Below are 13,807 nucleotides of genomic sequence, written 5' to 3'. Positions count from 1 at the left end.
TTTGGGAGTTTTGGGACAGGCGCTGAACCTCCTCCGAATGAGTGGACACCTGTAGTAGGCTCATTGAGCCCGGAGGTGTCGAATGGAACGTCAACGTCGGTCATTTACCGAGGAGTACAAGCGCCAGGCCGTCGAGTTGGTGGTGTCCAGCCGTCGCACGGTCACGTCGGTGGCCAAGGAGCTCGGTCTGCGCGACTCGGTGCTGCGGCGCTGGGTCGACAAGCTCCGGCAGGAGCCGGCATCGGCGAGGTGGCGCCCCACCACGCAGGTGACGCCGATGTCGGCGGACCAGGCTTCGGAGATCGCCCGGCTGCGCCAGGAGACCGAACGAGCGCGACATTTTAAAAAACTGTCCAGAGCCGTTGCACGCTGCGCGGGTTAGAAACAGCCTTGTGCTATTCTCTGCGGCCGGGAGGGCAGCGGCCGTCAGCTTATTGGAGGCGCAATAGCTTCTTCCATACCTTGAAGACCGAACTCGTTCATCATCGCAACTACAAGACCCGCGCCGACGCCCAGCGTGATATCTTCGCCTTCATCGAGGGCTTCTATAACCGAACAAGGCTCCATTCCGCCGTGGGATATATCGCCCCGATCGAGATGGAGCTAAACGTCGCCTAAACCCGTCTAATTTTTTGGGGGAAGATCATACGGGACATTCACCGTTCAGCTGTTGCTGCCGCTAGCACCCCTGCCGGTTAAAACTCGACGGCGTTCTCAACATCGAACCAAGCATTGGGCCGAGGCTCGTCAGCTTCTCGGAAGCTAGCGCCCCATTCTGAGATCTCTGGACACTTGACCAACGCAATGCCTTCGAAGCGGCTCTTGGCTCGGCCGGTAAATTGCAAAGGTGAGTGTCGATTTCGCCGGGCTGTTGTTTTCGAGCGCGTCAATCAGCTTCTCGAACTGAACCCTCCGTAGCTCGCGCGGAGGATCCGAGCTTAGCTCGGAGGTTGAGAAACCTCTACGTTCTCCAATGAGCGTGGTGAGTCGATCGTTAATAAGCCGAATTGGGCTGAACTGGACAGTTGAGCGTTGGCCAGAGTGAGAGCAGGAAGAGGGACAAAAGGTCTCTGAGCCAAGCCAGGACACGGCGGAGGTTGTGGCCAACGGCCGAGAGGAGAACGTTAGCGGCATCTCCGGCGCGGCCTTTGAGATAGCAGCGGCCAAGGTGACCTTCGTTCTTCATGTGTCCGATGATGGGCCCGATGGCGGAACGGCGGCGTAGCTCGCGCTTGATGACGCCGAAGACGCCGCGCTTCTGGCCCGAGATGAAGACGCGGCGGGGATTTTGTGTGTCGTGGCCGCGATATCCCTTGTCGACATAGGCCCGTTCGATCGGGCAGCCGGTGAGGCTCTCGGTGCGCTCGATGACGTTGCGAAGGGTGTGACCGTCGTAGGGGTTGTCCGGCAGCGAGCAGGCGTGGAGCACGAACAAGCCGCCCGGAGCTCTTTGGTTGTTGGTGACGATGGAGGCCTTCACGCCGAACTCATAGGGCGCGGCGGCCTTGCCCTTGCCGATGCACTCGACCTCCGGAGCATGGAAGGAATACAACTTCCAGCCGCGCTGGCGCTGCTGCTGCGAGCCGATCTGGGTGGCTCGGCTCAGCGGCAGGGCGAATGCCTCCTCCAGTGCGGCCTGGCCCTCGGTCTTGCGGCGAATGTCGCGGATGATCCGGCCCAGCCGGCTGCGCAGGGTGCGCAGCTGTCGCTGATGCCGGTTGAATTGTTTGGCATGAGCGTAGCGGCCCGCCATCATCGCCGCGCTTTTGGCCACGCGAACATAGGATTGCCGGAGCCTGACCCCGTGCTTCCTCGCCAGGCGGTTCAACCCGCGGATCGCTGCATGCAGCAGCTTGGCGTCGGTCGGGAAGCTGATGGCCTTCGGTTGGACGGTCGTGTCGACCGTGACCCGCTTGAGGTCCTGGCTGCGCAACGCACCGCTCGCGTGCGCCACGCGAAGGCTCTCGGCCAACAACCGCTCCAGCTTGTCGCCGAGCCGCTTGCGCCAGTGGCTCAGGTCTGAGCGCTCATGCGGGAAAACGTGCTGGAAAAACTCTTCGCCGGTGAAGAACTGGAAGTACGGATCGTGGACCCAGCGCTCGCACACCCCCTCGTAGATGTGCTTGAGCAGCAGCAATCCGATCATGAAGCGGGTCGCGATACCCGGCCTGCCGTTGTCGCTGTAGAGCGGCGCGATCTCGCCGTCGATCCAGTCCCAATCGACCCTGCCGGCGAGCAGAACCAGCTCGTGTCGCATGTTGATGATCTGGTCCAGCCGGGACCGGAACAGATCGTTCGAGCCTGTCGTCCTGTGCTTCTTTGGTCGCATCGGTCCCTCCGATGCAGCACAGAATCACGGTTCGCAGCGGCAGGGAAATCCAAAATCGAAATTGCAGGTTTTTGCTGTGAAGCCCCAATCCCCTGCAATCTCAAATGCCGCCGCAACCGGAAAACAGACTCTCAATCAAGTGCTTGGAGGCTTGTTCACGGACAACTGGTGAGGATCAGAACAATCGAGCCATGGAACCTGACAGGCACTCCAAATCCAGCGTTGACCAGCCCGACGAGAAGCTTCGCGGCCGAGCGAGGCCCTGACCCTACGCGTCGGCATAGCAATCGTGGACCGGTTCATCATATCGTTTTACAGCTTAAGGGAGATGCAGTGAATCGTGAGGGGCTCTATTCTTCGATGTCCGCCGGATAAATTTGGAAATGCGGCAAATGATGATCGAGGACGATAAGGGGATTCGCCCCGGCATCGAAACGATGCGCGGGTTGCCTGCATTTTATGATGGTGCAGTCGTGACGACATCGTCGCTCACGAATGTAAGTCTATGTGTCGATCTGGACGCGGCGAAGCAGTTGGATCGATTACAGCCGATGATCGAACCGATAAACTACACGACGCTTTGGCAGCTGCAACCTGTGTCAAACAGTTGAAGTTCGATGCGGTTTCTCCTTTTCGCCCGATGAAGTAGTCTACGAAAATCGAGCGATGCAGTTCGTAGCGCATATTTAAGCTATCTAATGCGGAACGAACGCCGCATAAACTTCATCGGCTCCACTAGGGTTGGCGCGATTATCGCCGCCGCTTCGGCCAAATATCTCAAACCATATATGTTGGAGCTTTGGGCTCGACGCCGTTGATTGTGCTCAACGACGCGGGCGAAAAAAATGACAAGGCTGGCGCGAGCGCCAAGCAAAGGAGACAGGCGAGGGGTGTGGCCCTGCGAAGTGCACACCGCAGTTTTCCTTATTCGCGCGGGAGGGCCACTGGCGTGGAGCGTCGGTCGAGATAGCCACCAGGGAACGCAGTCAGGGGAAGGATTGGCGTATATGGATGCCATAACGCGAGCCCAACCAGCCGCGCGTCAAGCCGTACGATCAGTTTGCGGGCGATCATGTTAGCTATCGCCTCATCAATCTCGCCCTGCATTACATTCGCCGCGCCCGGCCGATCGCACAGGCGAGTTTCAGGCGAGCCTTCGTCCGCGGCCAGAAGAATTTCTCGCTCGAGGCCTCTGACGCGGTGTTCGCGCTCGATTGCTATGGCTCGCGTGTCCTCGACTATGATTTCGTCGCCGTTGTCCTGCATCGACAGCATAGAGAAAGTCGGCCCCCTCCAGGCTTTCAGCCAGGCATCGATGCCCTTGGCGACGGCATTTAGCCCCGGGCGGTTTTCGTCGCGCGGTGTGAAATGGCCGCCGACATCGTGGTCTTCGCTGTCTTCGAAGTAGTATACCTGTTCCGAGAGATCGCGCTCCGACAGCGGATACACGTAGCGATAGGGGGCGGCCGGGAGCAGCTTCAGTCCATGTTTCTCAGCTGTGTAATGATAGGGGCTGTAGCGCTGGTATCGCAAGCGTACCGCAGGTCCCGGCTGCAGATGATGCAGCAACGGGAACCAAGAGGCCATTTCCGCATACCATGCATCACACTCGCCGGGAAAGCCCCACAATAAACTCCAACTGACCCGCACGCCGTACTGACGGCACCACTTCAACAGCTGAACATTGTGCGCTGAGGTCGTTCCTTTGCGCATCAGCTTCAAAACACGAGTATCCAGGCTCTCAATACCCGGTTGAATCCAGCGGACGCCGGCGGCAGCCAGCTTTTCCACTTCGTGGCGCTTCAGGTTGGCTTTGACCTCAAAGAAGATCGCGAGCTTCTCGGGTAGCGCGGTGAGGTGAGGGAGCGCCTTTTCAAGGTAGTCAATGGCCATAATATTGTCTACAGCTTCGATGCGCGACGAGCCGTAGCGCGCCGACATCTCAATCATCTCCGCTGCGGCCTGCCCCGCGGGCTTCTGGCGGTAGGTCATCGATCCGCCGTTCAGCCCGCAAAACAGGCAATGACTGCGCTCGCCCCACCAGCAGCCGCGAGAGAACTCCATCGGCAGCCCAGCATGGATGCGGTCGGCGTAGAGCGACGCCTCAACCTCCGCAAAATAGTCCGAGAAATCCGGCAGCGGCAGGTCACGCATGTTCTCGATCACGGCGCGGGGCACTAAGTCGCGCGTCGACGCCGCGGGATAGCCGGCCTCGCGATGCGTCGGGCCGAAAACGCCAAATGGCAGGTCAGCAGGCGGGATGTCTCTGCCGCGATTTAGGATGTCCCAACACAGCGGGCCGATCAGTGCGTCGGCCTCGCCCGACACGACATAGTCGACCCATGGGAAACGCGCGTGAGTGCTGCGCCCCATTACCGACTCGCAGTTCGCTCCACCCATGAGGGTGACAAGATCAAGTGAGCGCTCGCTCAGCCGGCGCAGCAACGCGAGCGAGGGGACATGCTGGGTGAAGGTCGAGCTGCACCCGACCATAGCCGGCCGCTTCGCCAATATCTTGTCAGCCGTCCAGTCGATAAACCCGCCGATGAGCGAGCGCAGCCTAAGGAAATTCGCGCGACGCTCGGCCATACCTTTGCCTGCGTGTATCGGGTTGCGCTCGAAATAGAGGTCGAGGAAGGCGTTTTGTTCGGGTTCGAAGCCGGGAAAAGCAATGCCCGCGAACAGCCAATCAACCAGTGCCTCCTCTGGCGGGCAATTCTCAAGAGGTCCATAGTCGGCGATGCCTATGTATTCTAGAAACCAGATGTTGGCATATGCTATGGTGGATTGCAGTCCAGCCTGGGTCAGCGCTGATTTCAGCAGACCAAGCGCCAGTGACGGCCTTTCGACTGCCGACACAGGCATGTTGACTAGGACGATTGGCACAGCGATACTCATAATCATTCCACGTTATTCATGATGTGCGCACAGGTGCGTTCGCCATGCCATAGTCTCATGCGCCGGACGGCAAAGTGAATTCTGCGCGACTCCTGACCGGAGCCGTGAACATGAAGTCGCTAATTCGGCTAGTGGGCAGCCCGCTTCGAGCCACGATTTCCGCGTCACGTTCGTTGCCCGGCGACTGGACGGCATGAGCAAGCAGAGAGTGCTGGAGCCGAACGGGGAATAATTGCCTGCACGCGGCTCCGCTCTGGTATTTAGCGGCGCCACCCTCGAGTGAGACTCGCTGTTTTTCATCATTGATGAACGGACTGACGTCGTCATTCACATGGACCTATCAAAGTTTCAGGCGCGTCGTCGTCCGCTAGCAGGGATCACCGCCAGTGCAAGTTGCAGTGGCGCGCCACGAAAAGCCACGACCTCTCCGGAACCAGCGGCACCGTCGTCTGGCAGAACCATTTGATTGACCACTGGGCGGGGCAAGCCATTCTCGACTTAACCGCGTGCGTCCCAGTCGTGCACCGCTGATGCCCGAAATGAGGGCTTGGCTCGAAGCCGCAAGCGCGGAACCCCGCTGGTCTTCTTTTGTCACGCCGGTTGTGCACGCCACGAAGCCAGGGACCGTGGATGCGGAGCGGCATGTCATCGCGCTCAGCACTGCTGGATGGTGGGATGCTGCTGTCGCTTGAGGCTAAGTAGTGCCTCAATGCGAATCGGCACAATCTGCACCCGTATGGGAGGACGCGTGTTTGACTCCTTCGATGCGCCTCGTCGTCCAGTCACCGGTCTGCCAGATGAAGCAGTCGTCGAGGTCTTCTTCGATCAGCCCGGTCATGTACAACTGATCGAGCAAGTCGGCGACCCCAAGGAGGGTTGTTCCGTCAGCTGCGACCCGAATAACCAGCTCCGACATTGTGCAGTTGCCGTCCGCGATCAAAGGGCCAACGGAAATCGGGGCGATGTCGTCGAGCACGCGGTGTTCCATGTTGCGTGAGCGAAGATGAAAGCACCGGTTCCCTGCCTTATATTGCAGGTCCCTGCGGAAGCGGATCGGCAGGTCATGGGCTGGGCTCTCGAGCATATACTGTTCGATCATGCTCTGCAGCCCGCCCCGGAAACCGTCAGGCGTGCTGAAGAAGCGTTCACCCAGAATGCGGGTACCCGAGAGGCCAGCGATCGCTACCCGGCACCGGCGTCACCAGTCGTAAACGCCCCTGCCGCATATTTACGAGGAAGCCGGAAACGCAGGCGATCGTCGTGTGATTGCGTTCCAGAAAGGCGATTGCACCGTCCTTGTTAGCGCCCCTGCGCTTCTCCTTCCGCTCGCGCGCGCGCCCGACCATGGCCTTTGCTGTCTGCGCCTCCTTGCCCTGCAGGATGAGTTCGACTCCTAGCAACTCCTCAGGCGAAAAGGCCGTGTGAATCTGATTAAGATGGGCCCTGCTCAGCACGGAGAAACGATTCGTCGTCGTGCGATATAGATTGAAGAGCCCGAGCACGTGCCTGGTGAGTGCCGGATCCTTGAGTGGGGCTGCGGTTGTTGTTTGCGGTAACGCGCCCGTAATCTGATAGTAGTCGAACAGAAAGCGATCGTAGTGTGGGTTGTCCATAGGATCTGTGGCCCAGTAGCAGAAGCCCGTGCGGACTGCAGAACCAAACATTTCGCTCGCGACACCAACCACGCCCCGCCAAAGCGCTGCATGCTCTTTGCTATGTCGTAATAGCCTGTAAAGCGATCGGCCGAGAGGCCACAGAACCAACAACCGACGCTGCAGCCTTCGCTTAGCTCGAAAGCGATTATGGGGTGCGTGAGCGACGCCGCCGACACGCCCAATTGGTCATTGCAGCGCCGGATTTGCCGCTCGCGCCAAGCATGAAAGCGAGGATTGATCGTCGACATCTCGCCTTCGTCGCGCAAGAGGTCGCGATGACGCATCATCTCGCGGAGATACTCATCCCACATCACAGCCAGCGGCCACGGCGCAGACTCCGGCTTGAAGCGGTATTGTTGGTAGCCACCGCGCCAGAGCGGCAGCACCTCCATTGGATCTATTGATGCCGTACCGCTCTGTTACCGCTCGAGGGGTGGCGATTGCCTCCGCAAGCGCCCTGCGGAACTCCTCGTCACCGACTAACCGCTCCATGAAGCGTTTGAGATGCGATAGCGTGCGCAGTTGCTCCGGGGTACGCCGGTCAAAAATCTGTCGGTAGTGCTCGGCGGCAGCGTGTGTCATTGACGAAGCTTACTTCATGTTTTCATCGCACTTCATCGCCTCCTCGAGCAACCACCCGATGCGGTCAGAGCGAAGGCATGTCAGACCTCGGCCACGACCGCTACAATAACAACCACAACAACTGCAACGGGCTCAACTGCTGTGGCGTGGTCAGAGGCCGCTTCCGCGGCTTGCGCGCCGCTCGTGGCCACCTCTGCAAGGGCCTGAACAGCGCCGGTCGAGATCGTATCACTCGAATTAAAAGTGCCACCGGCGAGCGGTTTAGTCGTCAACTTCTGTCGAGCTCGAATGCAACTTTTAGCTTCATCAGGTGTGAAGCTGTAGCCGAGGCTCTTTCCGATCGCGACAATCGATGCAAGGCCGGTAGCAATTGGTTTTACGCGTTCAAGCAGACCACCGTCGTTCCCCAGATCGTTGACGAATCGCTCTACGTCAGTTCGCGACACAGCCAGTCTCCGTGCCTTTGCTCAAAGTCGCCAAATCATCCATCTCGGGCTCACAAGCGATTGGTGCCGACGCCGTTAACAGGGCAAGAGGCGTGCCGAATTGAAGATTGCTGATTTTTCGTTTTTCTGACCCTGCGGATCGTCCACTTGGTGACACTTTGTTGCCGAACTGACAATCGGCCCGCTACGCGGGACGAGGTTTTCGTTGACAGTATCCAAACGGAGCAGGTTCTTCACGGCTGCGCCACAACGACGGAGGCAATCCGTCGAACAATACAAAATAGTCAAGAGAGCCTGGGGGCGCTGTCCAAGCGTTATGGATCAATCCGAAGACCGTCGCAAAATGGAAGAAGCGCGGTTCGGTGGCCGATCTTCCGACCGGCCCGAGAGAGCCAAAATCCACCAGTTTGTCGCTTGAGAAGGAGGCCATCATCGTCGCCTTTTGCAAGCATGCGCTGCTGCCGCTGGATGACTATGACTGCCTTTATGCTCTCCAGGCGACAATCCCGCATCTGACACGCTCATCGCTTTATCGCTGTCTTCAGCGCCATGGCATCTCACGGCTTCCGACGTGGAGGATGGCAAGGGCGTAAGGCGCAAGTTCAAAAGCTATCTCGGATACTTCCACATCGACATCGCCGAGGTTCGCACCGCGATGGGAGGGCTTTATCTCTTCGTCGCAATCGATCGAACCTCGAAGTGCGCCTTCACCGAGTTGCACGAAAAGCCACGAGTGTCACAGCCGACTTCTTGCGGAACTTGATCAAGGCAGTCCCTTACAAGATCCACACCGTTCTGACGGACAACGGCACCCACTCACCGACCCAAGCGGTGGGAGTTGGACTGTGGCCGATATCAAAGCCATGATCGAACGAAAGCAACCATTTTGGGCTCATGCCTTCGAGGTGGCCTGCGCCCGCAATGATATCGATCGTTGCCTGACCAAGCCTAAGCATCCCTGGACCAACGGCCAGGTCGAGCGGATGAACCGCACCATCAAGGAGGCCACAGTCAAGCGCTTCCACTACGACACGCATGACGAGTTGCGCAGCCACCTCGCCGACTTCGTCCGCGCCTACAACTTCGCTCGCCGGCTGAAGACCCTGAAGGGCCTCACGCCCTACGAATACATCTGCAAATGCTGGACTTCCCAGCCAGAACGATTCAAACTTAATCCGCTCCAGCAAATGCCGGGACTAAACACCTAGTTTGGAAACGCAGTCGCTGTTGGAGCTTGCATACGGACGGCGCGGGCCGCTCGCCGTCGAAGGAGAGCGGCAATCGCCGTTCTTGAACCGGGCCCGTTTCTTGAGCCGCTGGTTGGCTGCTTTCGGGCAACGCTCCCTGTTGCTGATCGCGCTGCTGCTCCTCTGGTAGGCAGCTTCCAGGTTTGGTTTGGTAGATCCGGTCTTCCTGCCACCGTTCACGGAGGTCATCGTACGCTTGCGCAAACCGGCGATCATTCACTACTCTTGAGCACAGCCAGCGAATTCACACGGCGCTTTGCGCCATCAGCAATCGATATGGCCATCTTCTCCGGAAATCCTTTTGGAAGCGCATTCAGCACCTGATCTATGGCCTTTGCGGCTGTATCGCCGAGCTGCTGGATGACAACCTTGACTGTTTTGTCGGGTAGACCGCAGCTTTTCGCAGTCTGCACGAAATGTCGGCCGAGAACCGTGTGGACGATGTAATGCCGGTTGCTGCCGATCGCCATGGCCAGCTTCATTTGGTTTTGGCTGATCTGTCCAGCGTCCAAGCTCGGTTGGGTCGAAATGATGTCGTAAAGCGGTGCAAGATGAAAACGACCGCCCGGCGCCAAATGAATGCTAAAATTCTTCGCGTGGCCATCGGTGGCGGCAAGCAGCCAGAACACGATCTGCGCCTTGAAGAAAATGGCCTGGTCGTCCTCAGGCGTATCGCTGCCCTTGAGGAAATCCGAGATTTTGCGGATGCCGGGTCCGCCATCGGATTCATACTTTCGCGCGGGTGGAACGGACAGCGCCTGGCAGCAGTCTTCCTGCGGCAGCCGCAACAGGCGGCCGTCGCGCGTCCAGATGCGATCGAACCGCTCAACTGCGAGCACGCGGCGCCCGGCGAAATCGATGATGCTTGATTTGGCGACAGGCAAGCCGAGTGCCGCAACCAGCTCAAGGCACAGATGCTCGTTTTCAACGCTGCCGGTCAGGTCGATTCCGTTCGGCAACTTCCCGATCTGCGGCTTGATAATGTGCGTAGTTGCGGTCGTGCCATGAGGCACGTGCCACTTGTCTTTCCAGTAAAGCAGCGCTGTCTTTTCCTGCGCGCCCGCGAGAGAAATGCGGAAGTCCTGGTCGGGGCCGATGCCGAGCGGATTGCTGGCAAGGTTGCCGAGAATGGCGGCGATCTCCTGATCGCTAGCGGCGCGGCCATCAATGGCGCCGGCGCCCCCGGGTGCGGCACTGTCGGGAAGGAATTGCAGCGCCCCGATGCAATCGCGGCCGATGGCGGAGAGCAGGCTGTAAGCATCGGCGCCATCAGCATGCGCGCGTTCGGCGACGCGTCGGCGGATGTCGTCATTATCGGGCAGAAGATTGTCAAAAACAGCGACGACGGGATCGCCGATATAACGATCCTCCCGCAATGGCAGCGACACGGAAACGGGGATGGCATTTTCCCACGCGAGCCACTGCTTGTCATACTGGAAATCGATTGCGCCACTGCTCTCGCGCCGCAGCCGCCCGACCAGCCGTGCGTTGAGGTAGACGTTGAGCGGCGCACGGGCAGGGCGACGCGCCATCAGAACAGATCCTCAATCGCTTCAGCCGTCAATTTGGTGCGCGGCCGGATGACCAGCTCGAGGTCGAGCGCGGCCAGCGCATCCATCAAGATGCGCAGCTGCGTTGCAGGTTCACCGGCCTCCAGCTTCGAGACCGTCGCTTGACGCGCATGCATCTTCTCACCGAGGTCCCCCTGGGTGAGCTTCTTCTGCCGCCGGTAGCGCCTGATCCCGGCGCCGATTTGCTGGGGGGTGCGGGCAATCGTATCCATAAAGGCATGATACGCAAACGCGTATAATTTGTCAATATACGCGACCGCGAATATCTACAGATCATACGCTTTCGCGTATACTAGGCATATTGAAATTACTAAAAAGCTAAAGCTGATGATCGATGTAGAGCTGGGCTCGAATCTGCCGGTGGGCGAGAGAGCCTCCTCGACATGTCGAACGTTCGTATCACTATCGTGCCAAGCAACTCCTTGTATCCATTTTGCCGCAATAGTAACAACAACAAATTCAATGACTTGAGGCCGGATTGTTCCCGATCTGAGACCGGGCACTAGCTCCGATCGGACCTTTGGAGTCTCGACAGCGATTGAGCTGGAAAGCTATATTAGAACATACTAAGAACTGATCTTCCGGTTGTGTTTTCAAGACCCACTCTCACTAACATTTTGCCCGGCAGGCCGTGCATTTAGTGCCGCCAACTCAGGATGAGGTCGGGCCCAGGAGCCGCGTCATTGACCTTGTTCCGCCATTTGCATGACGACGCCTTTTTAGCTTTTTCGCGCGATCACAAGCACCTGTACGCAGCGTGTCTGCTGGATCTGCACGAACGCTTCTTTTCAGGCGCGCCGTCGTTCCCGACGCCGCAGCAGGTGGTCCACGCCATCTACGACGTCATGCGCGCCAACCCCGTCCTCTGGAACGAGGGCGATGATTTCGGCAGCCTGCCGGAAATGATCTCCGCGAGACGCCGCCGGATCCGGAAGGCCGACGTCGCGCTCGCTTCCGAGAAGGGCGACAAGGCGCTCGGTCTTGCCCGACAACTATACGCCCGGCTGCTCGTCTGGGGATGGCTTGAAGAGGAGGAATACGGGCTTCGCGTCACTGTGGACATGGCTATGGGACCGCTGCTCGTGCTGCAACGGCTCGCGAGCCTCAACAAGGATCTCTCGCAGCGATTCGGCGGCTTGATCGTGCAAATCCGCCTCAACCTGGAGGCCGTCGAAAAACTGAGGCCTGAGATCACCGACCGCAAGCAGCGCGAAGCCGCGCTCGCCGTCCGCGAGGCGCGCAATCAGGCCGACCAGTTCACTAAGAGTCTGCGGGCCATTCTGGCCGACCTGAAGCGCGTCCGACGGACCGTCATGGAGTCGAAAACAGTCGCTACCCGGCTCGAAGCCTTTTTCGAGGAGTTCATCGAACAGCTCCTGCTGAAGGATTTCGAGTCCATCCTCACCGTCAACCATCCATACCGCTTCCGCGACGCCATCGTCGATCTCGCGCGGAGGATCTCCTACAGCCCGGAAACCATGCAGGTCCTCGCCGAGGAGTACATAGCTTCCAGCATGGCAGCCGACATCGAGGACGGTCGAATGGCCGCGGCCGACGACCTGCTGGCTATCGAAAGCATCTTCGATCAGATCGGGGAGATGTTCGACAGGATCGAGGCCTTCCGCAGGCAGCTCGAAGCCCGGGTCCGCAACACCATTAAGTACGCCGAGCGGGGCGGGCAGGGACTCGTCGGCCGGGCCGGCGACCTGGTGCGGCGCCTGGATGCCTTACTGCGCGACGGCAGGCACCACAAGGCGACAATCGAATGGAGCATCGAGCCGCTGCGGTCGCCCTGGTCGGAGCACCATCAGGCGCCGGCCAGGCAGCCGCGCCGTCCCGTCGAAGCAAGGGAGCTCGCCGAGCCGCCGTCGGATCCGTTGTATGAACTGCGCAAGAAGCTCCGCCTCGAGTACATCGCTCGCATCGCGCCCCGCCCCGAGGATGTCAGACGATTCCTCGAGGGCCAGGTGCCGCCATTCGCGACCAGGGAAGCCCGCTTCATGGAAATCGATACCGTGGACGACTTTCTCGCCTTCGATTGCGCCCGCCGATATGCGCTGACAGGCGAGGTTCCGGCGCAGGTCGCGGCCGGGTTCGAACTCGAACCGTGCCCCGACACGCCCCCACACGACAGCGAATGGCTCCGTTGCGCCAACTTCCTGGTCAAGCGATCGGGCGCACTCCGGAAGGCGAGGGCGGCTCATGCTCAGTGAGTTCGAAAACGTCGAGCGCTCCTTCGGCGCGGAAAAGGCAGCCGACCTCCGCAAAGCGCAGCACTTCCTGCTACGGCGGCAGTTCGTGTTCGCGGGAGACCCCCGGACCGGGACAGTCTACAACACGATCATGGACGGCCGCTTCCGCGACGTGGTCGACGGCTTCTTCGATAGTTGCGGATACCGCGTCCACCGCGATCCGGAGGCGCAGTGGGCCGGCATCGTCGCCATGGACGAGGACGTGCCGCTGCCCCGGATGAAGCTCGACGAAACCATCGTCATGCTGGTGCTGGCGGCATACTGGCAGCAGGAGGTGAACGTCGGAGCAGTCGAGGACCGGGCCGTCGTAGTGGCCACTTTGAACGACCTGTTCGATCGCTACCGCGAGATGGCGCAACACGGCGGCGGTGGCGCGATCTCGGCCGCCCGGTTCCGGGACATCCTGCGCGAGGTCGCCCAACGCAGTTTGGTCGAGATCGGTGATTTTGACGACGAGCAGCAGGACTGCGAGATCAGGATCCGTCCGATGATTAAGCTGATCAGTGGCGGCGATGCCCTCCAACGGCTCGAGCGCTACGTCCGTAGCGAGGAGGCGCGGTTTCCGCAGCCCGCAGGAGACGAGGCATGATGGAGCTACGCCACCTGACGATGGTGAACTGGCACCTATTCGACGTCGCCGACATCGACGTGAGGGGACACGTCGGGGTCCTGGGCGAGAACCGGTCCGGCAAATCCACAATCCTCGACATGGCACAGGTCGTTCTCACCGGCGGGGAGCCGGCGGTTCTTGCGCCTGAACGCGGTCGCCGGCGATAGCGGAAAATCGCGCAGCGGCTCGAAGCGCAGCGTCGTCGATTACTGCCTTG

13 protein-coding genes and 2 pseudogenes are annotated in these 13,807 nt (G+C 59.7%); 8 read left to right on the top strand and 7 right to left on the bottom strand.

Annotation, left to right across the window (positions count from 1 at the left end; translation table 11 throughout):
- The first annotated feature begins 82 nt into the window (after positions 1-82).
- Together ACVJ19_RS00135 and ACVJ19_RS00130 are read left to right on the top strand one after the other, a co-directional pair.
- Complete coding sequence (locus tag ACVJ19_RS00135; RefSeq protein ID WP_011084772.1) at positions 83-382, top strand: transposase; 300 nt, start codon at positions 83-85, stop codon at positions 380-382.
- An 8-nt stretch (positions 383-390) separates the two neighbouring features.
- Positions 391-618, top strand: coding sequence for an IS3 family transposase (locus ACVJ19_RS00130; RefSeq protein ID WP_370091571.1), 228 nt, complete (start codon positions 391-393; stop codon positions 616-618).
- Between the two features lie 376 nt (positions 619-994).
- Here the strand turns inward: ACVJ19_RS00130 and ACVJ19_RS00125 are convergent, their stop codons facing one another.
- Entirely contained in the window at positions 995-2,329 is a 1,335-nt protein-coding gene (locus ACVJ19_RS00125) for an IS5-like element ISBj2_B family transposase (RefSeq protein ID WP_259259056.1), read from the bottom strand.
- Positions 2,330-2,721: 392 nt separating this feature from the next.
- Here ACVJ19_RS00125 and ACVJ19_RS00120 point away from each other — a divergent pair, with 392 nt between their 5' ends.
- Both ACVJ19_RS00120 and ACVJ19_RS00115 read left to right on the top strand, forming a co-directional pair.
- On the top strand, positions 2,722-2,940 hold the full coding sequence (locus ACVJ19_RS00120; protein WP_223153707.1) for a hypothetical protein: 219 nt from the start codon (positions 2,722-2,724) through the stop codon (positions 2,938-2,940).
- Positions 2,941-3,039: 99 nt separating this feature from the next.
- A pseudogene (locus ACVJ19_RS00115) lies at positions 3,040-3,164 on the top strand (aldehyde dehydrogenase family protein); the annotation flags it as partial.
- Positions 3,165-3,253: 89 nt separating this feature from the next.
- Here the strand turns inward: ACVJ19_RS00115 and ACVJ19_RS00110 are convergent.
- The 4 genes from ACVJ19_RS00110 to ACVJ19_RS00095 all read right to left on the bottom strand — a co-directional run bounded on the left by ACVJ19_RS00110 (position 3,254) and on the right by ACVJ19_RS00095 (position 7,910).
- Positions 3,254-5,233: a RiPP maturation radical SAM C-methyltransferase gene (locus ACVJ19_RS00110; protein ID WP_404525738.1), complete on the bottom strand. Its 1,980-nt coding sequence runs from the start codon at positions 5,231-5,233 to the stop codon at positions 3,254-3,256.
- A gap of 700 nt (positions 5,234-5,933) precedes the next feature.
- Entirely contained in the window at positions 5,934-6,326 is a 393-nt protein-coding gene (locus ACVJ19_RS00105; RefSeq protein ID WP_011084778.1) for a hypothetical protein, read from the bottom strand.
- Between the two features lie 46 nt (positions 6,327-6,372).
- A complete protein-coding gene (locus ACVJ19_RS00100; RefSeq protein WP_028143999.1) occupies positions 6,373-6,840 on the bottom strand; it encodes a hypothetical protein in 468 nt (155 codons plus the stop codon).
- 704 nt (positions 6,841-7,544) lie between these two features.
- Positions 7,545-7,910, bottom strand: coding sequence for a Nif11-like leader peptide family natural product precursor (locus tag ACVJ19_RS00095; RefSeq protein WP_011084781.1), 366 nt, complete (start codon positions 7,908-7,910; stop codon positions 7,545-7,547).
- 213 nt (positions 7,911-8,123) lie between these two features.
- Between ACVJ19_RS00095 and ACVJ19_RS00090 the strand changes: the two are divergent.
- Positions 8,124-9,118: pseudogene (locus ACVJ19_RS00090) on the top strand (IS481 family transposase).
- Positions 9,119-9,369: 251 nt separating this feature from the next.
- Here the strand turns inward: ACVJ19_RS00090 and ACVJ19_RS00085 are convergent.
- Together ACVJ19_RS00085 and ACVJ19_RS00080 are read right to left on the bottom strand one after the other, a co-directional pair.
- Positions 9,370-10,689 (bottom strand): type II toxin-antitoxin system HipA family toxin, encoded by a 1,320-nt coding sequence (locus ACVJ19_RS00085; protein WP_011084785.1) that lies wholly within the window; start codon positions 10,687-10,689, stop codon positions 9,370-9,372.
- Positions 10,689-10,940 (bottom strand): helix-turn-helix domain-containing protein, encoded by a 252-nt coding sequence (locus ACVJ19_RS00080; RefSeq protein ID WP_011084786.1) that lies wholly within the window; start codon positions 10,938-10,940, stop codon positions 10,689-10,691. The genes ACVJ19_RS00085 and ACVJ19_RS00080 overlap by 1 nt, the downstream gene beginning before the upstream one ends.
- A gap of 471 nt (positions 10,941-11,411) precedes the next feature.
- Between ACVJ19_RS00080 and ACVJ19_RS00075 the strand changes: the two genes are divergently transcribed.
- From ACVJ19_RS00075 to ACVJ19_RS00065, 3 genes are read left to right on the top strand one after another with little or no spacing between them, the layout of a single operon-like run.
- Entirely contained in the window at positions 11,412-12,941 is a 1,530-nt protein-coding gene (locus ACVJ19_RS00075; RefSeq protein ID WP_014497837.1) for a Wadjet anti-phage system protein JetA family protein, read from the top strand.
- Complete coding sequence (locus ACVJ19_RS00070) at positions 12,931-13,569, top strand: DUF4194 domain-containing protein (protein WP_011084789.1); 639 nt, start codon at positions 12,931-12,933, stop codon at positions 13,567-13,569. The genes ACVJ19_RS00075 and ACVJ19_RS00070 overlap by 11 nt, the downstream gene beginning before the upstream one ends.
- The gene (locus ACVJ19_RS00065; protein ID WP_456739342.1) at positions 13,566-13,757 is read left to right on the top strand and encodes an ATP-binding protein; all 192 of its coding nucleotides are present in this window, start codon (positions 13,566-13,568) and stop codon (positions 13,755-13,757) included. Before ACVJ19_RS00070 ends, ACVJ19_RS00065 begins: the two co-directional genes overlap by 4 nt.
- The last annotated feature ends 50 nt before the right edge of the window (positions 13,758-13,807 follow it).

It is taken from the genome of Bradyrhizobium sp. USDA 376 (genome assembly GCF_054063675.1).
This window is presented reverse-complemented; position numbering and strand designations above follow the sequence as displayed.

Coding starts and splice junctions, on each gene's coding strand:
- ACVJ19_RS00135 (WP_011084772.1), top strand. CDS start 83: ATGGAACGTCAACGTCGGTCATTTACCGAGGAGTACAAGCGCCAGGCC.
- ACVJ19_RS00125 (WP_259259056.1), bottom strand. CDS start 2,329: ATGCGACCAAAGAAGCACAGGACGACAGGCTCGAACGATCTGTTCCGG.
- ACVJ19_RS00120 (WP_223153707.1), top strand. CDS start 2,722: ATGATGATCGAGGACGATAAGGGGATTCGCCCCGGCATCGAAACGATG.
- ACVJ19_RS00110 (WP_404525738.1), bottom strand. CDS start 5,233: ATGATTATGAGTATCGCTGTGCCAATCGTCCTAGTCAACATGCCTGTG.
- ACVJ19_RS00105 (WP_011084778.1), bottom strand. CDS start 6,326: ATGATCGAACAGTATATGCTCGAGAGCCCAGCCCATGACCTGCCGATC.
- ACVJ19_RS00100 (WP_028143999.1), bottom strand. CDS start 6,840: ATGGACAACCCACACTACGATCGCTTTCTGTTCGACTACTATCAGATT.
- ACVJ19_RS00085 (WP_011084785.1), bottom strand. CDS start 10,689: ATGGCGCGTCGCCCTGCCCGTGCGCCGCTCAACGTCTACCTCAACGCA.
- ACVJ19_RS00080 (WP_011084786.1), bottom strand. CDS start 10,940: ATGGATACGATTGCCCGCACCCCCCAGCAAATCGGCGCCGGGATCAGG.
- ACVJ19_RS00070 (WP_011084789.1), top strand. CDS start 12,931: ATGCTCAGTGAGTTCGAAAACGTCGAGCGCTCCTTCGGCGCGGAAAAG.
- ACVJ19_RS00065 (WP_456739342.1), top strand. CDS start 13,566: ATGATGGAGCTACGCCACCTGACGATGGTGAACTGGCACCTATTCGAC.